Below are 20,461 nucleotides of genomic sequence, written 5' to 3' on the forward strand. Positions count from 1 at the left end.
TGTATTAATCTGTTCATTATGTTTGTGTTAACCCATATGAAACAACAACCTTTACGACCTTCTGTACTGATGATACTGGTTATGTTTTGCATTTCCAGCTGCCAGAAGACATCCGAAAGTCAAAAGGATTCCAAGGCCAACGGGCCTTCACTTTTCACCCTTCTGTCTCCCGAGAAAACGAATGTAGATTTTACGAATACCTTGACAGAGGGCCTGAACACCAATGTACTGATGTACGAATATTTTTATAATGGTGGCGGAGTTGCCGTAGGTGACGTGAATGGTGATGGATTGGATGATATTTATTTCACCGCAAACATGGTGGCCAATAAACTTTATCTCAATCGGAGCGGGATGAAGTTTGAGGATATCACCGCAACAGCGGGGGTGGGTGGACGTGAAAGGCCATGGAAAACGGGAGTGACTATGGTGGATGTGAATGGGGATGGCAAGCTGGATATTTATGTGTGTTATTCGGGAAACGTGTCACCTGAAAACCTTAAAAATCAGCTTTTTATCAACAAAGGGAATAATGAAAAGGGAACGCCCATCTTTGAAGACGAAGCGGAAATGTACGGCTTGGCCGATCCAAGTACCAGTACGCAGGCCGCATTTTTTGACTTTGATCGGGACGGTGATCTGGATATGTTCCTGCTCAATCACAATCCCAAAGCACTGCCCATACTGGACGAATCAAGTACTGCTGATATACTCAAAAAGAATGACCTTCTTTCGGGCGTGAGACTGTATCGCCATGACCTTAAAGCCGATGGTACTCCACATTTTTCTGACGTAACCGTAAAAGCAGGAATCAGTAGCTCGCCGCTCACCTATGGTTTGGGAATTGGGATAGCCGATGTTAATCTGGATGGCTGGCCCGACATGTACGTCTCCAATGATTATACGGTTCCCGATTTTTTATACCTAAACAACAAAAACGGAACCTTTACAGACGTCACCGATGCCGGTATAGGACACACATCCCATTCTTCCATGGGCAATGATATTGCGGATTTCAACAACGACGGGTTGCCGGATATTTTTACTTTGGATATGCTGCCAGAGGATAATCGCCGACAAAAACTATTGACCGGTTTGGACAATTACGAATTGTTCGATTTTAATGTGAAGATGGGATTTCGTCATCAATATATGAGAAACATGCTGCAGTTGAATCAAGGTTTCGGCGTGGGGCAAGGGGCAAGGAGTAAGGAGAATGGCCCAAAGAGCAAGATACCGATGTTTTCTGAAATCGGGCAGCTCTCCGGAGTTTCAAATACCGACTGGAGCTGGGCTACATTATTCGCCGATTATGACAATGATGGCTGGAAGGACCTTTATATTACAAACGGCAATCTCCGTGATTTTACCAATATGGATTTTGTCAAATACATGGGCGACCATCTGAAACGTATAGAAGGACAGGTGAAAAGGGAGGATGTTTTAGAATTGGTATACAAAATGCCATCTTCGAATATGAAAAATTATCTTTTTCTTAATAAAAGGGATTTGACTTTTGCCAATGTGGCCGAGCACTGGGGTTTAGGTCAAATCTCCAACAGCGGAGGGGCCGCTTACACCGATTTGGATAATGATGGAGATCTGGACCTGGTTGTAAATAATATAAATAGTCCGGCATTTATCTATCAGAATAATAGTGAAAAGCACCTGAAAAATAATTATCTGAAACTTAAACTAGAAGGCGGAGGCAAGAATACGCAGGGCTTGGGAGCCAGGGTTACGATTTACCATAAAGGGCAGGCGCAGTATCTTGAACAGATGCCTACCCGCGGTTACCAGTCCAGTGTATCGCCGATTTTGCATTTTGGCCTTGGAAAAGAGCGCTCAGTTGATTCTTTAAAAATTGATTGGACAAGCGGTAAAGTAGAAAGGTTAGTGAATCCTGGCATGAACAAGTTGCTCGTTTTAAGTGAAAAAAACGCAACGTTTGCCAAGCCGTTAACGGATGATCCCTCCACGTTCTTTGCCGCGGTCTCTTCACCCATTACGTTCAGGAGCCCGGCTGTCAGAACCAATGACTTTAAACGCCAGCCATTGTTGATAAATCCTGTTTCATTCTCGGGCCCTTGTATGACGAAGGCAGATGTCAATAGCGATGGTCTCGAGGACGTCTATCTGGGTGGCGCGTCGGGCGAGGCGGGGAAACTGTACATGCAACAAAAGGGCGGAAGCTTTACATCCAGCCCAATTAAGGTTTTTGAAGCTGATAAGAATAGCGAAGATGCCGACGCGGTATTCTTCGATGCAAATGGGGATGGTTTCAAGGACCTTCTCGTAGTCAGTGGAGGGTACGGGGCCTTTATGCCGGATGATCCGCTTTTGCAAAGCCGATTGTATATCAACGATGGTAAAGGGAATTTTAGTAAAAGAATAGAAGCTTTGCCTAAGATGCTGACCAGCTCAAGCTGTGTGCGGGTTGCAGATATCAATGGCGATGGCTCCCTGGATCTTTTTGTTGGCGGGCGTGTGATTCCAGGACGATACCCTGAACCACCACAGAGTTACATTTTGATCAATGATGGGGTCGGTAAATTTACCGATCAAACAAAATCAGTTGCGGCGGAAGTCCAGAAAATCGGAATGGTAACCGATGCGGCCTGGACGGATTTAAACGGGGATCAAAAACCCGATTTGGTCGTGGTTGGAGAGTGGGTGCCGTTAACGGTTTTTATCCATACAAACGGGAAGCTGGTCAATAAATCGAAAGACTATTTTACGAAATCTTACACAGGTTGGTGGAATAAATTACTGGTGGATGATTTCAATGGTGACGGTAAACCAGATCTTGTAATCGGAAACATGGGCCTTAACACACAGTGCAAAGCCAGTGATGAGGAGCCATGCGAAATGATTTACAAGGATTTTGACGACAATGGAAATGTTGATCCTATCATGAGTTTTTACATACAGGGTAAAAGCTATCCCTACGTAACCCGCGACGAACTGCTTGATCAGATGAGTATCATGCGTACCCGTTTTCCGGACTATAAAAGTTATGCGGATGCTTCGGTTAAAGAAATTTTCACGCCCGACGAACTGAAAGGTGCTACCACTTTAAGTGCAAACTGTTTCAGAACGGTGTATTTTGAAAGTGGCCCTGATGGAAAGTTCATAGAAAAGCAGTTGCCTGTGGAAGTTCAGGTTGCCCCCGTCTACACGATTACGTCCCTCGACTTTGATCGGGATGGGAAGAAGGACCTTTTGTTATGTGGCAATGTGAGCAAGGCCCGATTGCGATTTGGTAAATATGACGCCAATTATGGTGTATTACTCAAAGGGAATGGAAAAGGGAAATTTGATTACGTGCCACAGTCGCAGTCGGGCTTTACATTAAATGGAGATGTTCGTAGCGTGCTCTCTGTCGGTAACAAACTTCTTTTTGGTGTCAACCAGCAACCTCTACAGGCCTATCAAATGACCATAAAATGAGACACAAACTTTTACTGTTTTCTGCGCTGATCGGTTTTTTTGTCGGTTGCAAAAAGAGGGATGATAAAAACCTTCAGATAAATCCTGAAACGATCGGAGAGATCACTGCCCAAATGACGGATGTGATGGTGCACGACGTTACCAATCCTCCATTGGGTGCTCGCTTTTTTTCGTATGCCTGCCTGGCGGGTTACGAGGTGGTGGCATTAAACGACACTGCTACCCAAAGCATGCATGGGGTTTTGAATGAATTTCCGGAAATTGTAAAGCCGGATGGTGTAGACGCTTATTCGTATCAATTAAGTGCTGCACTGGCCATGTTGGAAACAGCCAAAAAAATGCAGCCATCCGGGCAGGTATTGTTGCAAAAATATCAGGATCGGTTACTAGACTCTTGTAGGGCAGCAGGTTTTGATGAAGACGTTATAGAGGGATCCGGCCAGTATGCGTTGGCAGTCAGCAAGCAGATTTTAAAGTATGCCAAAGCGGATAAATACAACCTGGTCAGTAATTTTCCGCGTTATGAACCCAAAGAAGCATCAGGAAGCTGGTACCCTACGCCTCCCGGATATTTTCCGCCGGTTGAGCCCTATTTTAATACCGTAAGACCTTTTTTTCTGGATTCGGCTTCACAGTTCAAGCCGGCTCCTCCTGTGGCGTTTTCGGAGGACAAAAATTCACAATTTTTCAAGTTTATGAAGTCGAATCATGAGGTCAGATTGGATAAGGAAAAGATGGTGATCGCGGCTTTCTGGGATTGCAATCCATTTGCACTTGACAATAAAGGACATCTGCTCGTGGGCATGAAGAAAATATCCCCCGGTTCACATTGGATGGGAATTACAGACATTGCATGCAGGAAGGGCAAAATGAATTTTGCGAAAACGATGAAAATCACTACCTCTGTGGCGTTAGGAATGATGGATGCCTTTATGGCTTGCTGGGATGAAAAGTATCGTAGCAACCGCATCAGGCCCGAAACGGCAATCCGCAGATATATAGACCCAACCTGGAAGCCATTCCTGCAGACGCCTCCGTTTCCTGAATATCTGAGCGGACATTCGGTTGTTTCATCGGCGGTGTCGGTGATATTGACCCATTACTTTGGAGATAATTTTGCTTACACCGATACCGTTGAGGAGCGCTTCGGACTGGAAGCCCGCGATTTCAAATCTTTTGAGCAAGCCGCACAGGAAGCAGCGATCTCCAGATTTTATGGAGGTATACATTTCATGGATGCCATTGAGGTGGGGGTAGATCAGGGAGCGAAGGTGGGGCAATTGGTGGTTGGCAAGCTGAAGTAATGTATTGATGCGTATAAGCGCCTGATTAAAATTTCATCTCGAATTTGCTTTGCTTTCTAGATTCTGGTCACGCGTCGATTTTGAGATCATGGCTGCTGATCAATTCCTTTGTATAGGCATAACCAATATCAAACAGCTGCTGTGTTTTGCGAAAGTCGAACGGATTGAAACGGTACAGCTCGGGTGCTTCGATGAGCAGATCACATCGATCCAGGCTGGCTCTGGCTTTACCCCGCATGGCAAGTCGGAAACTCCGGTACGCAATGTTGTGGATATAGGAGGATGATTTTTGCAGGGCAATGGGATTGCAATGGATTCCGATCAAATAATCAACCTCCTTTTCAATGGCTGCCACAGGTAAATTATTGAAAATGGCCCCGTCGATCAGGTCGCGCTCCTGAAAACGAACCGGTTTGAACAATCCCGGTAAACAGCAGGATGCCAGTACGGGCTTTGCCAGTTCCCCACGGCTGAAACATACTTCCTCGCCTGCCTGAATATCGGTGGTTGTGACCACCAATGGCGTTTTCAGAGATTCGAACGTGTTTTCAGGAATATATTTTAGCAGGATTTTATCGGCATGTTCAATGCTTAGCAAGCCGCTCGGGCTGAAACCGTACCGGATTGACCGTGAGAATTTTGTTTTTAGAAAGATTTCAAGGATTTCATCCGGGGTATACCCATAAGCAAGCAAAGCGCCAATGAATGCACCTGCACTTGTACCGCTGATGATATCAAATTTTACGCCCTGTTCTACAAGCGCTTTGATGGCGCCAATATGGGAAATCCCACGCGCCCCACCGCCAGAAAGTACAAGTCCTGTTTTCATGGTTTATTACTAAAGAATCTAAGCGTTTTTTGTGCGGAGTTTCCGTGGTTCTCGGTGTTATTCCCTTACATTCAAAGGAAATTAGTCAAATTACCCCGCTCCCGGATTTTGATCCCCTTTTCCGTTTGCTCCACAACTGCCGCCTCATACAACGGGTCATGTTCAAATAACAATATACATTTTTCGTCAACGGCTCTTTGAAGAACGATTCCTTTTTCCTGCATGGTCAGCAAAGGTCTCACATCATAACTCATGATCCAGGGTAGGGGAATGTGAAAGGACGAGGGCAAAAGGTCGGCAACATAAATGATCTTATGGCCCTGATAACGAATCAATGGCAACATCATTTGCTCCGTGTGCCCGTCTACATGAATAAAATCAATGTTTGAAAAAGGGGAGACTGATTTATCAATGAATTTTAACTGTCCCGATTCTTTTAATGGTAAAATATTCTCTTTTAGAAAGGAGGCTTTTTCTCGTGGATTTGGATTGACGGCCCATTCCCAGTGACTTTCATTGGACCAGTAAGTGGCGTTGGGGAAAGTGGTTCCGAGCGTTGCACCATCCGGTCTGCGTTCGATTGCACCGCCCACGTGGTCAAAGTGCAGATGTGTAAGGATAACGTCGGTCACATCGCTCAGATCATATCCTTTGCCTCTGATCGACGACTTTAGTGTTGCGTCTCCATGCAGATCATAAAAGCCGAAGAATTTATCATTCTGTTTATTGCCCAGGCCGGTATCAATCAATATCAGTTTATTTCCATCTTCGATGAGCAAACAACGCATGGCCCAGCTGCAAAGATTCTTCTCGTCTGCCGGATTATGGCGGTTCCACAACGATTTGGGCACGACACCAAACATGGCCCCGCCATCCAATTTGAAAAAGCCTGTATCGATGATGTTTATTTTCATAATGGGAAGCGTGATTTAAATTGAGCTTAACTAACGTGTAAGGTAAGTGTTGACTAAATTCGTCTTTTGATAAATGTAGTTAAACGTATCACAATTTTCTCAATCTACGTATTTTATCAGGTAAAATCTGCCTACTTGTATGCCCCAAACATTATTTGTAAAAGTGCTTTTTCAGTCGCTGATATGCTTTACTTTATCCGTTTTTACCTGTGCATTTGCTCAAAAAACACCCATTGATTATGTTGAAACCAGAATAGGAACGGCACCTTCCACCACGGAAAGTGCCCGGGCGCATAGTGAAGCCGGAAGTGAATTGAAGGGACAAACCATTCCCGCAGTAGGGAGGCCGCATGGAATGACTCAGTGGACCCCACAAACCCGATCAACAGAAACCAAATGTATTGCTCCCTATTATTACAACGATACCAAATTCCAGGGGTTCAGGGGGACACATTGGCTAAATGGCTCCTGCGTACAGGATTACGGCACTTTCACGGTCATGCCCATGACCGGGGAGCTCCTGGTAAACCCGGAAATGCGGGGCTCCACTTTTTTCCATAAGCAGGAAAAAAGCACGCCAGATTATTATGCAGTACAGCTGGATGACGAAAAAGTGCTGGCAGAAATAACGTCTTCCTCCCGCTCTGCGATGATGCGGTTTACCTTTCAAAGTGACAATGAATCATTCGTTGTGGTAGAACCCAATAGTGACGAGGGGCAGGGTTTTGTAGAGATATTTCCGGATAAGGGTGAAATCGTGGGCTTCAACCCGGTTCATCGCATATATCAGGGTAGTGGGCAGCCTGCTGGGTTTAGCGGTTATTTTGTTTTAAAATTTGATAAAAAGCCCATACAGTATGGTGTTTGGCATGGTGACACGCTTAAGCCGGCCGGCCGATCTATGGCAGGTAGTGGTAAACGCGAGAAAATTGGCGCATATCTTGGATTTGGTGATGCCAGGCAGGTGATCACGGTCCGGGTCGGGACATCTTTCACAAGCATTGAAGGAGCGCGCCGTAACCTGGAAGCAGAACTGAGCGGGCAGTCCTTTGAGGGTATTCAAAAGGCTACCAAAAGGGTTTGGAATGATGAATTGAATAAAGTTAAAGTCCAGGGGGGTGCCAAGGATAAGGTGCTGTTTTATAGCGCCCTCTATCGGACAAAACTCTCGCCCAGACTGTTTTCTGACGTGGATGGAAGCTATCCGTCTTTTGCTGGCGGAACACCATTACAAAAAACAGACGGTTTTGATTACTATTGCGATTTCAGCATGTGGGATACGTTCAGGGCCGCCATGCCACTGCAAACCCTGCTTGAGCCAAAACAAGCTGGCGACATGATGCAGTCGCTTGTAAAAAAAGCAGAACAGGGCGGCTGGATGCCCATATTTCCGATATGGAATCACTATACTGCAGCCATGGTCGGAGATCATGTGATGTCGGTGATGGCGGATGCTTATGCCAAAGGGGTCAAGAATTTTGATGTAACGTCGGGTTACAGTTTTCTTCGCAAGAATGCATTTGAAATCAATAAAGATGTAAAAAGCTACGAAGCCGGCAAGGGACGACGGGCGCTGGCGTCTTATCTGAAGTATGGATATGTTCCGTTGGAAGACAGTGTATGGCAGGCTTTTCACAAGCGTGAGCAGGTTTCGCGAACCCTGGAATATGCTTACGACGACTTTTGTCTGTCGGTATTGGCGGACGGGCTGGGGCACAAAGAAGATGCTGAAAATCTAAGAAAACGAGCTTTGAATTACCGGAATGTGATAGATCCGGCTACGGGATATGGGCGGGGGCGTTTTGCGAATGGCGATTGGGTTGCTCAATTTAACCCCTTTGCAAAAAGGGTCGATTTCATTACCGAAGGTTCTCCGGCACAATATACCTGGTTTGTCCCGCATGATATCAATGGTTTGAAAAACCTGATGGGTGGAAATAAGGCATTTATCGCAAAGCTGGATACTTTGTTTGAACAGGGACACTACTGGCATGGAAATGAACCCAATCACCAGATTGCCTATCTGTATGCTTACGCAGGACAGCCCTGGAAGACCCAGAAGTGGGTCAGGAAAATTATTAGTGAAGAGTATGACGCCGGCGTTGGCGGGCTCAGTGGAAATGAGGATGGAGGACAGATGTCGGCGTGGCTGGCATTCAGTATGATGGGTTTTTATCCGGTGGCCCCGGGAACGCCCAATTATGTGATCGGAACGCCGGTATTCGAAAAAGTAGTACTGGATTTGCATGGCAAAAAGTTTGAAGTCATTGCGAAGAATGTATCCTTGTCGGCTCCTTACATTCAGTCCGCCACTTTAAATGGTAAACCTTTTGCAAGAACCTGGTTGTCGCACGAGGAATTGACAAATGGGGGCAAGCTGGTTTTACAAATGGGCGACAAGCCTCATGCACAGTGGGGAGCTGCTCCTACGGATACACCGCCTTCCCTGACCAGATAATGCCATCTGGCGTTGATGTAATTTTGCGATTTAGTATAATGATGATGTATAATTGCATTAATTGGGATTTTTGGAAATTATATTCTGATATTTTCATTTTTCGCCGTATAAAGTTTGTAATCGAGGTGCTTCTTCCTTAATTTTCGTTTGTATCAAATCCCATCCCGTCCCATTCAGATGAACCGTAGAAATTTTTTCGAGAAGGCAGTTCCTGCCAGTTTTGCTATTGGAGCCATTGCCAGTTCATGTGCTCCGAAAGGTCAGCCTTTGTACTCAGATAAACATTTTCATATCAGCAAGGGCTATCACCAGATCCCTAAACTGAGGCTTTCAATGGATCGGATCGTGAAGGAGACAGTGGGTCTTCGCCCTTTTCGGGCATCGGGCCCGCGTATTGAAAGTGAGCAAATGGGTAACAAAACCATCGTGCATAATTACGGACATGGGGGAAGCGGGTGGTCGCTTTCGTGGGGCACTGGTAACATGGCGCGCAACATGGTGCTTGCTACCAAAGAAAAAAAGATTGCCATGCTCGGTTGCGGTACGGTGGGGATCGCTACTGCACGGCTTTTGCAGGAGAGTGGCTGTGAAGTGACCATTTATACCAAAGATGTTCCTCCCAATATTACCAGCAACCTGGCTACGGGAACGTGGTCGCCAGCTTCGAGGGTATGTGATGTCAAAGTGGCTAAACCTGAGTTTAAAGCGATCTGGGAAGAGGCAACCCGCTTTTCATTCAGGCGTTTCCAGAATTTGCTTGGGATGGGAGAGATTGCCGCCTGGGCTGAAGAATATGGCGTTTTCGACGATGCGCCCCAATATATTCCCGGAGCAGGCGGAGAAGATTTTGAGCTGGAAGGCTTGCTGCCCGAGCGTGTGAGACTGGACAAGAAGGAGCATCCTTTCAATGCCAATCATGTCACCAGGCGCGCCAATATGATGTTTAATATTCCTTCCTATTTACGCCACCATCTCAATGATTTTCTGATGTTTGGAGGAAAGGTAAAAATTCAGGAGATCAAGAAAATGGATGATATTGATGCGTTATCCGAAAGGGTGGTGGTAAACTGCATGGGTTTGGGAGCAAAGCCTGTTTTTGACGATAAAGAACTTACACCAGTTTCCGGACAGCTGTCCTGTCTGATTCCCCAGAGCGACGTCAATTACAAGCTATACACCAGAGGCGCTAATTTCATTTCGCGAAAAGATGGGATTTATCTGGGTAGCAATGGCATCGTGGGCAACTGGGATACCACACCCAGCCGTGAGCAGACTGAAAAGGTGTTTACCATTCTCAATAAAGTGATGACGGAGATGAAGGGGTAGGGGTAATTAAGAGTTAAGAATTAACCGGGGCCGCGGGCGACAATTGAGAATTAAGTTATCTTTCAACTTGTTCTCTGAGTTTTTGTACGAACGAGACATCTACTCCTACCAATCCTGCAATTTTGGCATCGTCAAAGGCTGTTTTGAGGATCAGGGAAGTTGAGAAGACCTTTTTATCTTTAAGTTCCTGTTTGCTCATACCTTTTTCAATTCCTTTTTTATATAGAAGATCGTTTTCTTCTTTGAAAAATGTGCTGATGCTTTGCATAAGTTTTCCTGTTTTAACTACCAAGTTACGAAGTTGGGATAGTATTCGAAACTGCACCCATCTTCTTTTTAACGCAAAATTTCCTGTCGTAGTTTCTTCAAACCGATCAATGATACGTTGTATAGCTATCTCAGGCGAGTCATTTCCGAAATTACCAAGTAATGCAAACAAAACCTCTTCGGATTTTGAAGAAGCTAGAAAAATCCGGTAGTCAATTTCTGAAAATGTAATTAATGGGAAACTAAACGTAATTCTGTCCGTTTGAAGTCTAAGGGGCATTGCAGGTGTTTTCTCCCCCAGGTAGAGAACATGTTGTACCACAGGAAGCTTATATTTTCGGTAAAGCATGAGGTAATAATCGGCCATACGGAAAATCATTTCGGGTTCATCTACTACCTGAAATTCGATTTGTAGGATAAAAGATTCGTTGTTTACCGTAGTTATTTTTTTTGAGCACGTCCGGCTCACGTTCTTTTGTATGTTGTAAAGAATCAGGAAGTTCCTCGGAGTGGATCGCATGGATTCCCAAAAGGATTTCCATCAGGCCAGGAATAGCCGCCTCTATATTTTCTTTGAATATTCGATCGTACTGTTTACTCTGTTTTGCCATTTTGATTACAGTGTGTTTGAGAATTTTTGACAAATTAAGAAGTTTACCTTTAATCACAGATCTGTCTCAAATTCAGCTTGTTTAACTATGTTCAAAGGCCTTTTTTTGTTTGATTGAGGCGTCTTACCCTTTTGCAGCGATCGGCCTTATTGATAAACTAATATTTTTGATTACTCCTTCAGAAACCATATTTTAACGGTTATAATGAATTTGGGTTTCAGCTTCGTAATCCGGATTAAACATAACATCCATAAAAACATGAAAAAAATAGGGTATTGGGCAGGGCTTTTATTATGGTCGTTTGCCTCTAACGCACAACAAAGTCTTACCCCGGAATTGCTTTGGAAGCTCGGTCGGGTGTCGGGGCTGGGTGTGTCCGGGGATAAGAAATTTGTCGTTTACGTTGTGAGTACACCGGATGTTTCCGACAATAAAAGTACGAGCAGAACTTATAGGATCCCCGTCACGGGGGGCGAAGCTGTGGAGATCAAAGCAACTGAAGAATTGCTTGGGAATTCGAAAATCTCTCCTGATGGCAAGTTTATTCTTACCTCAAACCCCGTTCAGGAGCTGAAAATTACCGGGATAGACAAATATGCAGATCTGCCCAAATCAAATGCATACGTTTTTACTTCACTCAACTACCGCCACTGGGATACCTGGGAGGACGGGAAATTTGATCACGTATTTGTGGCTCCCTACGCCAATGGAAAGGCCGGAGATGCCAAAGATATCATGGCCGGGGAAAAATTCGATTGTCCACAGAAACCGTTTGGCGGCGATGAAGATTTTATCTGGAATCCGGATAGCAAAAGGGTAGTGTATGTAACCAAGAAGAAATTCGGAACGGACTATGCGTTGAGTACCAACACCGATTTGTTTGAATATGACGTAGAAAAAGGAACAACCAAAAACCTTACCGAAAGCAACAAGGGCTATGACATTGCTCCGGCCTACAATGCGAAAGGTGAACTTGCCTGGTTGCAAATGAAACGGGACGGCTACGAATCGGATAAGCAGGATATAGTGGTCATGCATGCCGGTGGAGCTATGAATCTGACGGGCCAGCGTGACGATATTCATGTAGATGGATTCAAATGGGGAGATGACAACAGAACCATCTTTTTCTGGGCGCCGATAAACGGAACCATCCAGCTTTTTAAAGTGAATTATCCCGGTCTTACCAGAATGATGCCGGTCATTACGCAGATCACCAAAGGAGACTTTGATATCAACGGTGTTCACGGGCAGGTGGGGAATACCCTGGTCGTTTCAAGGAGCGATATGAACCGGGCAAGCGAACTCTATACGGTAGACATTGAGTCGGGGGAAATGAAGCAGCTCACGCATGTAAATGACCCTATTTACAGTGGAATGCCTAAGTGTAAAACAGAACGGAAATGGGTGGCCACAACCGATGGAGAGAAAATGCTGGTATGGGTTATTTATCCGCCGGATTTCGATCCTGCAAAAAAATATCCTACACTGCTCTATTGCCAGGGTGGGCCGCAGGCGGCGTTAACGCAATTTTACTCATACCGCTGGAATTTTCAACTGATGGCTTCACAGGGATACATCGTGGTAGCACCTAACAGACGAGGCATGCCAGGACATGGCACCAAGTGGAATGAGCAGGTGAGTAAGGATTGGGGTGGACAGGTGATCAGGGACTACCTGAGCGCAATTGACGCAGAATCCAAAAATGCCTATGTGGACAAAGCCCGTCTGGGTTGTGTGGGTGCTAGTTTTGGCGGATTTTCCGTGTTTGCGCTGGAAGCGCAGCACAACGGACGTTTCAAATCCTTTGTTTCGCACGACGGTGTGTTCGATTTTCGCAGTATGTACGGCACCACCGACGAAATGTTCTTTGAAAACTGGGAGTTGGGTGGCAATTATTGGGACAAGTCCAATGCCGTAGCGCAGCGCTCGTTCAGTCAGTCGCCGAGCAATTTTGTCGACAAGTGGAAAACGCCGATATTCATCATTCAGGGTGGGAAAGATTACCGGGTTCCCATTGAGCAGGGCTTGCAGGCGTTCCAGGCTGTTCAGCTGAAAGGGATCAAGAGTAAATTGCTGTATTTGCCCGATGAAAACCACTGGGTGCTCAGTGCGCAGAATGCGCTGGTATGGCAGCGGGAGTTTTTTGGCTGGCTCTCAGAAACGCTGTAAGCTTATTGAAACTTGCGGAATGACGTTATTTATTCACAAATCAATCGTTGAATAAATAACGTTTTTCTTTGTGAAGCTATGGAGGCGATGTTACCCGAATTGTCACGTCAGGTAAACGTTATTGCTACGAACCAATCTTCCGTATACGTTTAAGGAAACAATCCACCCTAGCTTGGAAATCTGATTTTATAGTTAATAACAGGATAGAAATCGAAAAAATAGATATGATCATAGATCTTCGTAGCGATACAATTACAAAACCTACCCGTGAAATGCAGGAAGCCATGTGGGCAGCAGAAGTGGGGGACGATGTATTTGGTGACGACCCCACTGTAAATGCCTTGCAGGAAAAAGCGGCATCGCTTTTTGGTATGCAGGCTGCACTTTTTTGCGCCTCGGGAACAATGACCAACCAGCTCGCTATCCGCGTGCATACACGGCCGGGAAGCGATGTGATTTGTGACAAAAGCTCACACATCTATTTGTACGAAGGGGGAGGGATAATGCTCAACGCATTTTCGTCCGTCAAGCTACTGGAAGGAGATCGGGGTCGATTGTCTGCCTCCCAGATTGCAGAGGCCATCAGTCCTACGGATGATATTCATTCTACCATAACCAGGCTGGTTTCGTTGGAAAACACCATGAACAAGGGTGGAGGCTGCTATTATGCTTTTGATGAACTGGTTAAAATAAAAGAGGTATGTACTCAAAAACGCATTCCGCTGCACCTGGACGGCGCCAGGCTGTTCAACGCACTGGTGGAAACAGGCGAATCACCGAAACAATTTGGACAGATTTTTGACAGCATCAGCATCTGTTTGTCTAAAGGACTGGGCTGTCCGGTGGGTTCTCTTCTGTTGGGATCGAAGGAAATCATAGCCGAAGCACGACGGTTTCGTAAAGTGATGGGTGGAGGCTGGCGACAGGCGGGGTTTCTTGCCGCGGCAGGTAGCTATGCGCTGGATCATCATGTTGAACGTTTGAAAGAGGATCACCAGAGAGCCAAAGCAATCGGGGAACTTTTTGCCGGCAGAGCAGAAGTGGAAGCGGTTTTTCCTGTTGACACCAACATCGTGATCATCAGGCTGGCCGGCTCCATTTCCGAAAAGGCGTATGTTCAAAAATTGGCTGCGTCCAGCATCCGCGCAGTGACCTTTGGCAAAGGCCTTGTCCGGTTTGTAACACATCTGGATTTTACGGATGATCATCTGGAGGAGATGCGGAGGAGAGTGGCTGTGTTGCTTTGAGGTCTACCACTGGAGCGACCTTAGAAAGCCTGTACAGTTGTTTTGTCCGGTACAAAAAACGGTGGTTTAGCTGGTAAGGGGAGGTTGTTAGAAATTCTCCCATTTTTTGTATGTGTGGCAGTTCAAACATATTGTACACGAAAACAAATTACAGTATATTTATAAAAGTTAAGAAACGTGTACATTTAAATATGGAAATTGGTTATGCAAGGGTGAGCACCCAAGAGCAAAATTTAGATTTGCAAATGGATGCATTTAACAAGGCAGGCATAAAGAAAATTTTTACGGATAAGGTATCAGGGGTTAAGTCAGAAAAACCAAACCTGAATGAATTATTGAGATACGCCCGGCCTGGTGATACAGTTGTGGTCTGGCGACTTGACAGGTTAGGCCGGACTACTGTGCAGCTTATTCAATTTATAGAGGAGCTGAGTAGGCAAGGAATCAATTTGCGTTCGCTGACTGAACCTATTGATACAAGCACCGCCACAGGAACAATGATTGTGCAAATTTTCTGCGTGTTGGCTGAGCATGAGCGAAACGTTCTACGTGAACGTACGAAAGCAGGGCTGACCGCTGCGCGGGCCAGGGGAAAGGTAGGAGGACGAAAGAAGGGATTAGTAAGTAAGTACGAAAATATCAAGCACCTGGTTAAGGCTTCATACGACACCAAGACTGCTACAATCGAACAGATAATGAATGCCTATAATATTGGCTCTAAAAGCACACTGTATAAAATTTTAAAATCATAATAATGGGAGAGATTCTGGATCGCTTTCAAAAAAATGCTCCGGCGGAGCCAGCACGATTGCGAGAAAAAGCAGAGAAAGCAATGAGTTCTGACGTAATTAACTTACGGGATGATTTGGAAGATGCAGCAAAAGAGGTTCTGTTGCATAAGGGTGGAAAGGTCAGATTGCAAAGATTGGATGAATTTTTAGATGAAGTCTAAGTGATACACTAACTAAGTGATTTAAGAGAAAATTTAAACGCTATTTTAAGATGATAACGCTAACAATTGAATTGCCAGAAGAAGAAACGTCCTTTTTTAAGGAATTTTTAAGTAAGATTCATGGAAAAATAATTTCCGAAGACAGAGTTCCTAATGCCGAAACTATTAAGGCTATGGAAGAGCTTAAAAGTGGGAAAGGAATCAGGGTAGGAAGTGTTGATGAGTTAATGAAATTAGTATAGCCATGTTTGAAATACTATACTCAAGGAAATTTCTAAAAGATGCTAAATTGTTGAAAAAACGTAGTTTGCAAGATTTTGAGGAATTGGCTAATGTGCTTAGAATATTGGCAGATAAAGGGCACAAAGGGCTGGATAGAAAGCATAATGCCCATAAATTAAGTGGTGAGTATAGTGGTTATTGGGAATGTCATGTTCGGCCAGATGTATTGCTTATTTGGGACGAAAATGAAAGACTTATGCTATTGGAATTGGTGAGACTGTAAAATGAACTCTGTCTAAAAGTTTTAACTTTAAGACAGAACATGGAAAAGACAGAATTCGAACAGATGCGCGATAAGGCGCTCGAACAGTTGATGAAAGGACAATCGTTAACTGGAAAAGACGGGGTCTTCGCTCCGCTACTTCAACAATTTTTGGAAAGCGCTCTTGAGTCAGAAATGAATGCTCATCTCAATGTGCAGGAGCGAGAATCGGGTAACAAGCGCAATGGTAAAGGTAGCAAACGCCTAAAAACAATGTCTGGCGAAATTATTTTGACTACCCCAGAGGACCGAAAAAGCAGTTTTTCGCCTCAAATCGTCAAGAAACGCGAAACCGTCCTGGCTGACAACCTGGCTCCTCAAATTATTGGATTATACAGTAAAGGAATGAGTTTCCGGGATATATCTGACCATATCCAGCAGATGTATGACGTTGAAATATCTCATGCAACTCTTTCTGAAATCACAGAAAGAGTAATTCCGCAAGTCAAGGAATGGCAAAGTAGGCCATTGGAAAGTCTTTATACAATCGTTTGGTTAGATGCTATGCATTATAAGGTCCGCGATGGAGGTCGGGTAGTAACACGGGCTGTTTACAATGTGCTTGGTGTAAATCGACATGGCTATAAAGACTTGATTGGTATGTATATCTCTGAAAGCGAGGGTGCTAACTTCTGGCTTTCAGTGCTTACTGACCTTAAATCCAGGGGAGTGAAAGATATTTTGATAGCTTGTACCGATAATTTAACAGGCTTTTCGGAGGCTATTTTGGCATCATTCCCTGATTCCGAGATTCAGAGTTGTATCATTCACCAGATCCGAAATTCGCTTAAATATGTAGCCTCCAAGGATCAAAAAGTTTTCATGCAAGACTTGAAAATAGTCTACCAAGCGCCTACGAAAGATAAAGCCGAAGTAGAGCTGGATAGGCTCAACGATAAATGGGGGGCGAAGTATCCTGTCGTGATAAAATCCTGGCAGAATAATTGGCACAAATTGTCGACCTATTTCGCTTATGACGAGCAGATTAGGAGACTTATTTACACGACGAATGCAGTCGAAGGCTTTCATCGGCAGGTTCGCAAGATCACTAAGACAAAAGGCGCTTTTCCCAATGACATGGCATTGCTGAAATTGATATATTTAGCAGTCGAAAATATCAGTAGGAAATGGACATCGCCCTTGCAAAACTGGGCACTTACTGCCCAACAATTGCATATCAAATTTGGCGATAGAATGCGAATGGACCTTTAATTTTGCCTTCCAATATAAAACGCAAAAATAGCCAGTTATTGAATTTATCTGTAATAGTTGAGACTTAATCTGACAGTTAGTAAATTTACTAACCATAAAATCAGTTAAGTTATGACGACAACGCAAAAGTTAATTCAACCCAAACTTGGCTTGTTAAAATTAGCCGAAAAGTTGGGAAATGTATCCGATGCCTGTAAAGTAATGGGCTATTCGAGAGATTCCTTTTATCGCTTTCAAAAACTGTATGATGAAGGTGGAGAATTGGCGTTGAAAGAAATAAGCAGAAGTAAACCGCTGTTAAAGAACAGGATCGAAAAGCAGATTGAGGATGTGGTAGTAGCCTACGCCATTGAATCGCCAGCGTTCGGGCAACAACGTGCATCTAATGAATTAAGGAAAAGAGGAATTTCAGTTGCACCTTCAACCATTCGCTGTGTCTGGGTTCGCCATGATCTGGAAACGTTTCAAAAGCGTTTAAAAGCACTTGATGCAAAGGTCGCCCAGGAGGGAATAATTCTGACCGATATACAAGTCGCAGCACTGGAACGTAAAAAGGAAGAAGAGCAAAGCAGAGGTGAAATAGAAACTCATCATCCAGGTTATCTGGGCGCTCAGGATACTTATTATGTCGGATATATAAAAGGTGTTGGTAAGATTTATCAGCAAACATTTATTGACACATACAGCCGCGTAGCTTTTACGCAGGTTTATGATCGCAAAAATGCATTGGTTGCTGCTGATATGCTCAACGATAAAGTTTTGCCATTTTATCAGGACCAACAAGTTGATTTACTACGTATACTGACGGATCGAGGCACAGAGTATTGCGGTGCGAAGGAACAGCATGAATACCAGCTTTATTTAAATATCGAGGATATTGATCACACTCGAACAAAGGCTAAGAGCCCACAAACGAATGGGATTTGCGAGCGTTTTCATCGCACCATGCAGGAAGAATTTTATGCTATTGCATTCCGAAAAAAAATCTACAATAGCTTAGAATCTCTGCAACTTGATATGGATAAATGGATGGAGTATTACAATTCAGAAAGAGCACATAGCGGTAGATATTGTTATGGGAAAACACCAATGCAGACCTTTTCAGAAAGTAAGGCAATCGCAAAAAGTAAAAATGTGAATGAGCTTTTTGATAAAAGTAATAACTTTATAATGTCAGAGAAAGCGGAAACGAGCTCTGCTGGAGAGCAACTCGCCAGGAATACTCTGACCGACGAAAATGATAAAGGGGCTGTTAGTTTTCCAGCCCCTTCTTCCCAAAATCATTTTTTGAGCAATCCCTAAAAAAACTCAACTGTCAGATCTAGTGTTAGTTATTACAAATTTATCAAGGGTAAATGAACGGCCTCGTGCCTCCGCCGCCCTTGACAAACCCAATAACAAGCAAAAAAGCATTTGAAATCGAAAAGAAAAATTAAATTTGAATCAACTTAGATGATCAGACAGAGTTTAAATTACACTCCCGAATTGGTCAGGACGGGTACTCATTCCGACCTGTTTAAATAGTCTTAAAAAAACAATACATGATCAAAGTGACAGCCTGTCACTTTGATCTATTGTCTCAAAAAACGAAGGATTTGATGTTACCCAAACTCCTTTATTTTCCCGTTAGAACTTACATTCCAAGAACGCTCTGTGCAGGAGTCTTAGTAAAATGACAGCCTGGCCGAGCTCTTCAAGCTAACCTACTTAATCTTTACCGACTCCATGATATGCACAAGTACTTTTTCATTATTGTTGTTGCTGAAAAGGGTTAGTCTGAGCGAATTTCCCAGGTTGTAATAGATCCCGATCACCCCTTTGCCGGGTTTTCTTGGCTTCACCATTTTTGTTGAGTAGCCATCCCGATTCTCTTCTTTTATGAAATGCGTATTGGAAGTGATGGTTGTAAAGCGGTTGGAATACATGCCATAATCGTAATGCAGCGTATCCTTGCCATCGGTAATGCCGCCGACCCGGGAGTCATAGCCCTGACGACTGAATTGTTTCCATTTTGAAGGTGCCTCAAGTGTGAACGTGTCGAAATCAAATGTTATCCATTCACGTCTTGGCTCCTCTTTGGTACAGGCGAGCATCAGGCAACAACATGTCAGAAATGTAATGGCTTTCATAAGATCTGGTTATCGGTTTTAGCTTGGAACCATTTTAAGATCAAATGGTTGGAATGCCGTACACTTCATCAATCTCCACATCGATCCACCATCACGGCTTCACCGTCAATATCCCCGCATTATACGCGCCGAAGCAGCCTAGTCCGCCCTCAATATTTGTGTAAACCAGGGCAGGCTCCACAAATGGATTGTCATTGTTAGCACCGTCTTTTATCGACTTGCTGAATTTGTAATAATTTTCATCCAGGTTCAGTACTTCAAACTGGATTTTGATCAGCTTTGGGTTGGACCAGATATACTGGTTTTGACCATTTTGGGTAATATAGCCAAGCATGCGAGTTCGTACTGAAACGTCGTACACCGGTGAATCGAAGGTTATGCCGTCTAGATTGGTATCTGTCAACAGATAATTTTCATTGTTGTGTACTCTTTTATTTGCAGGGCGCCGAATAATAATCTGCCCCGTGCCTGAATTGTAGGAGTAGCCGTTTGTCTCAAGTATCTCAAAATATCCCCGCAAAGAATATGCGTTTTTTTCTCCCTTGATATCGTTCCAGGATGCTTTGAAGGTAACACTTGTGTCTTGTTCCCAGGGGGTGGTGTTGTCATACACGGTATCAACCGTGTAGCTTTTGAAAGTCACCTGGTTTTTCGGAACTGTACATGTTGCCTTTACAGTCCGTGAGACATCGCTAACCAACAGATCGTACTTTTTGCCTGCCTCAATTTTGAATGCGCCGGCAGGTATCCGATAGCTAAACGAAGAATCGTTGTAGGGGATCTGTATCTGACCAGCGGTGCCGGACAGTGTTACGGTAGCGTTTTTAATATAGGTCGGTTCATAGGATGCAGGTCCGAACAACTTTTGCGATTCGGTAACCTTCACAACGATTTCCTCCGATTGCGGCGATAAATAACATTCGACCACAAGTTTGGATTGGGTCTTAGGTAACTTGCTCTGATCCATATCGCCCACCATCGTCTCGCAGCCGGATAAAACTGCGGCGCAGGTTAAAGCCAGAAGGTAATTTATTATGTGATTTCTCATT

General features: G+C 44.3%; 17 protein-coding genes and 1 pseudogene. 12 read left to right on the forward strand and 6 right to left on the reverse strand.

Translation table 11 applies throughout. The annotated features are described in order from the left end of the window. The first annotated feature begins 36 nt into the window (after positions 1 to 36). Both DYADSP32_RS25085 and DYADSP32_RS25090 read left to right on the forward strand, forming a co-directional pair. Positions 37 to 3,450: a VCBS repeat-containing protein gene (locus DYADSP32_RS25085; RefSeq protein WP_149240193.1), complete on the forward strand. Its 3,414-nt coding sequence runs from the start codon at positions 37 to 39 to the stop codon at positions 3,448 to 3,450. Next, positions 3,447 to 4,754, forward strand: a complete 1,308-nt coding sequence (locus DYADSP32_RS25090; protein WP_414618044.1) for a vanadium-dependent haloperoxidase — start codon at positions 3,447 to 3,449, stop codon at positions 4,752 to 4,754. The genes DYADSP32_RS25085 and DYADSP32_RS25090 overlap by 4 nt, the downstream gene beginning before the upstream one ends. A gap of 67 nt (positions 4,755 to 4,821) precedes the next feature. Here the strand turns inward: DYADSP32_RS25090 and DYADSP32_RS25095 are convergent, their stop codons facing one another. Together DYADSP32_RS25095 and DYADSP32_RS25100 are read right to left on the reverse strand one after the other, a co-directional pair. Further along, on the reverse strand, positions 4,822 to 5,583 hold the full coding sequence (locus DYADSP32_RS25095; RefSeq protein ID WP_149240192.1) for a patatin-like phospholipase family protein: 762 nt from the start codon (positions 5,581 to 5,583) through the stop codon (positions 4,822 to 4,824). Between the two features lie 71 nt (positions 5,584 to 5,654). Next, on the reverse strand, positions 5,655 to 6,497 hold the full coding sequence (locus DYADSP32_RS25100; protein ID WP_149240191.1) for an MBL fold metallo-hydrolase: 843 nt from the start codon (positions 6,495 to 6,497) through the stop codon (positions 5,655 to 5,657). 139 nt (positions 6,498 to 6,636) lie between these two features. On the opposite strand from DYADSP32_RS25100, the gene DYADSP32_RS25105 reads away from it, so the two are divergent. Both DYADSP32_RS25105 and DYADSP32_RS25110 read left to right on the forward strand, forming a co-directional pair. Beyond that, a complete protein-coding gene (locus DYADSP32_RS25105) occupies positions 6,637 to 8,955 on the forward strand; it encodes a GH92 family glycosyl hydrolase (RefSeq protein WP_149240190.1) in 2,319 nt (772 codons plus the stop codon). Positions 8,956 to 9,132: 177 nt separating this feature from the next. Beyond that, positions 9,133 to 10,281: an FAD-dependent oxidoreductase gene (locus tag DYADSP32_RS25110; RefSeq protein WP_149240189.1), complete on the forward strand. Its 1,149-nt coding sequence runs from the start codon at positions 9,133 to 9,135 to the stop codon at positions 10,279 to 10,281. Positions 10,282 to 10,336: 55 nt separating this feature from the next. Here the strand turns inward: DYADSP32_RS25110 and DYADSP32_RS25115 are convergent, their stop codons facing one another. After that, a complete protein-coding gene (locus tag DYADSP32_RS25115) occupies positions 10,337 to 10,915 on the reverse strand; it encodes a hypothetical protein (RefSeq protein ID WP_149240188.1) in 579 nt (192 codons plus the stop codon). Between the two features lie 19 nt (positions 10,916 to 10,934). Then, positions 10,935 to 11,159, reverse strand: a complete 225-nt coding sequence (locus DYADSP32_RS25120; protein ID WP_149240187.1) for a hypothetical protein — start codon at positions 11,157 to 11,159, stop codon at positions 10,935 to 10,937. Positions 11,160 to 11,417: 258 nt separating this feature from the next. Between DYADSP32_RS25120 and DYADSP32_RS25125 the strand changes: the two genes are divergently transcribed. The 8 genes and pseudogenes from DYADSP32_RS25125 to DYADSP32_RS25160 form a co-directional block, all read left to right on the forward strand. Continuing rightward, on the forward strand, positions 11,418 to 13,328 hold the full coding sequence (locus tag DYADSP32_RS25125) for an alpha/beta hydrolase family protein (protein WP_149240186.1): 1,911 nt from the start codon (positions 11,418 to 11,420) through the stop codon (positions 13,326 to 13,328). 224 nt (positions 13,329 to 13,552) lie between these two features. After that, positions 13,553 to 14,575, forward strand: a complete 1,023-nt coding sequence (locus DYADSP32_RS25130) for a GntG family PLP-dependent aldolase (protein ID WP_149240185.1) — start codon at positions 13,553 to 13,555, stop codon at positions 14,573 to 14,575. 191 nt (positions 14,576 to 14,766) lie between these two features. Beyond that, positions 14,767 to 15,327: a recombinase family protein gene (locus DYADSP32_RS25135; protein WP_149240184.1), complete on the forward strand. Its 561-nt coding sequence runs from the start codon at positions 14,767 to 14,769 to the stop codon at positions 15,325 to 15,327. Between the two features lie 2 nt (positions 15,328 to 15,329). Further along, on the forward strand, positions 15,330 to 15,527 hold the full coding sequence (locus DYADSP32_RS25140; RefSeq protein ID WP_149240183.1) for a hypothetical protein: 198 nt from the start codon (positions 15,330 to 15,332) through the stop codon (positions 15,525 to 15,527). Positions 15,528 to 15,577: 50 nt separating this feature from the next. Then, entirely contained in the window at positions 15,578 to 15,769 is a 192-nt protein-coding gene (locus tag DYADSP32_RS25145) for a hypothetical protein (protein WP_149240182.1), read from the forward strand. Positions 15,770 to 15,771: 2 nt separating this feature from the next. Next, entirely contained in the window at positions 15,772 to 16,032 is a 261-nt protein-coding gene (locus tag DYADSP32_RS25150; RefSeq protein WP_149240181.1) for a type II toxin-antitoxin system mRNA interferase toxin, RelE/StbE family, read from the forward strand. Between the two features lie 39 nt (positions 16,033 to 16,071). Then, positions 16,072 to 17,283: an IS256 family transposase gene (locus tag DYADSP32_RS25155; RefSeq protein ID WP_149240180.1), complete on the forward strand. Its 1,212-nt coding sequence runs from the start codon at positions 16,072 to 16,074 to the stop codon at positions 17,281 to 17,283. Between the two features lie 111 nt (positions 17,284 to 17,394). After that, positions 17,395 to 18,429: pseudogene (locus tag DYADSP32_RS25160) on the forward strand (IS481 family transposase); the annotation flags it as partial. Positions 18,430 to 18,986: 557 nt separating this feature from the next. Here DYADSP32_RS25160 and DYADSP32_RS25165 read toward each other — a convergent pair. Together DYADSP32_RS25165 and DYADSP32_RS25170 are read right to left on the reverse strand one after the other, a co-directional pair. Then, positions 18,987 to 19,412: a hypothetical protein gene (locus DYADSP32_RS25165; protein WP_149240179.1), complete on the reverse strand. Its 426-nt coding sequence runs from the start codon at positions 19,410 to 19,412 to the stop codon at positions 18,987 to 18,989. 91 nt (positions 19,413 to 19,503) lie between these two features. Next, positions 19,504 to 20,460, reverse strand: a complete 957-nt coding sequence (locus DYADSP32_RS25170) for a DUF4249 domain-containing protein (protein ID WP_149240178.1) — start codon at positions 20,458 to 20,460, stop codon at positions 19,504 to 19,506. Position 20,461: the final 1 nt, after the last annotated feature.

Origin of the sequence: Dyadobacter sp. 32 (assembly GCF_902506755.1) — a bacterium.
GTDB lineage: Bacteria > Bacteroidota > Bacteroidia > Cytophagales > Spirosomataceae > Dyadobacter.

Coding starts and splice junctions, on each gene's coding strand:
- DYADSP32_RS25085 (WP_149240193.1), top strand. CDS start 37: ATGAAACAACAACCTTTACGACCTTCTGTACTGATGATACTGGTTATG.
- DYADSP32_RS25090 (WP_414618044.1), top strand. CDS start 3,447: ATGAGACACAAACTTTTACTGTTTTCTGCGCTGATCGGTTTTTTTGTC.
- DYADSP32_RS25095 (WP_149240192.1), bottom strand. CDS start 5,583: ATGAAAACAGGACTTGTACTTTCTGGCGGTGGGGCGCGTGGGATTTCC.
- DYADSP32_RS25100 (WP_149240191.1), bottom strand. CDS start 6,497: ATGAAAATAAACATCATCGATACAGGCTTTTTCAAATTGGATGGCGGG.
- DYADSP32_RS25105 (WP_149240190.1), top strand. CDS start 6,637: ATGCCCCAAACATTATTTGTAAAAGTGCTTTTTCAGTCGCTGATATGC.
- DYADSP32_RS25110 (WP_149240189.1), top strand. CDS start 9,133: ATGAACCGTAGAAATTTTTTCGAGAAGGCAGTTCCTGCCAGTTTTGCT.
- DYADSP32_RS25115 (WP_149240188.1), bottom strand. CDS start 10,915: ATGGCCGATTATTACCTCATGCTTTACCGAAAATATAAGCTTCCTGTG.
- DYADSP32_RS25120 (WP_149240187.1), bottom strand. CDS start 11,159: ATGGCAAAACAGAGTAAACAGTACGATCGAATATTCAAAGAAAATATA.
- DYADSP32_RS25125 (WP_149240186.1), top strand. CDS start 11,418: ATGAAAAAAATAGGGTATTGGGCAGGGCTTTTATTATGGTCGTTTGCC.
- DYADSP32_RS25130 (WP_149240185.1), top strand. CDS start 13,553: ATGATCATAGATCTTCGTAGCGATACAATTACAAAACCTACCCGTGAA.
- DYADSP32_RS25135 (WP_149240184.1), top strand. CDS start 14,767: ATGGAAATTGGTTATGCAAGGGTGAGCACCCAAGAGCAAAATTTAGAT.
- DYADSP32_RS25140 (WP_149240183.1), top strand. CDS start 15,330: ATGGGAGAGATTCTGGATCGCTTTCAAAAAAATGCTCCGGCGGAGCCA.
- DYADSP32_RS25145 (WP_149240182.1), top strand. CDS start 15,578: ATGATAACGCTAACAATTGAATTGCCAGAAGAAGAAACGTCCTTTTTT.
- DYADSP32_RS25150 (WP_149240181.1), top strand. CDS start 15,772: ATGTTTGAAATACTATACTCAAGGAAATTTCTAAAAGATGCTAAATTG.
- DYADSP32_RS25155 (WP_149240180.1), top strand. CDS start 16,072: ATGGAAAAGACAGAATTCGAACAGATGCGCGATAAGGCGCTCGAACAG.
- DYADSP32_RS25165 (WP_149240179.1), bottom strand. CDS start 19,412: ATGAAAGCCATTACATTTCTGACATGTTGTTGCCTGATGCTCGCCTGT.
- DYADSP32_RS25170 (WP_149240178.1), bottom strand. CDS start 20,460: ATGAGAAATCACATAATAAATTACCTTCTGGCTTTAACCTGCGCCGCA.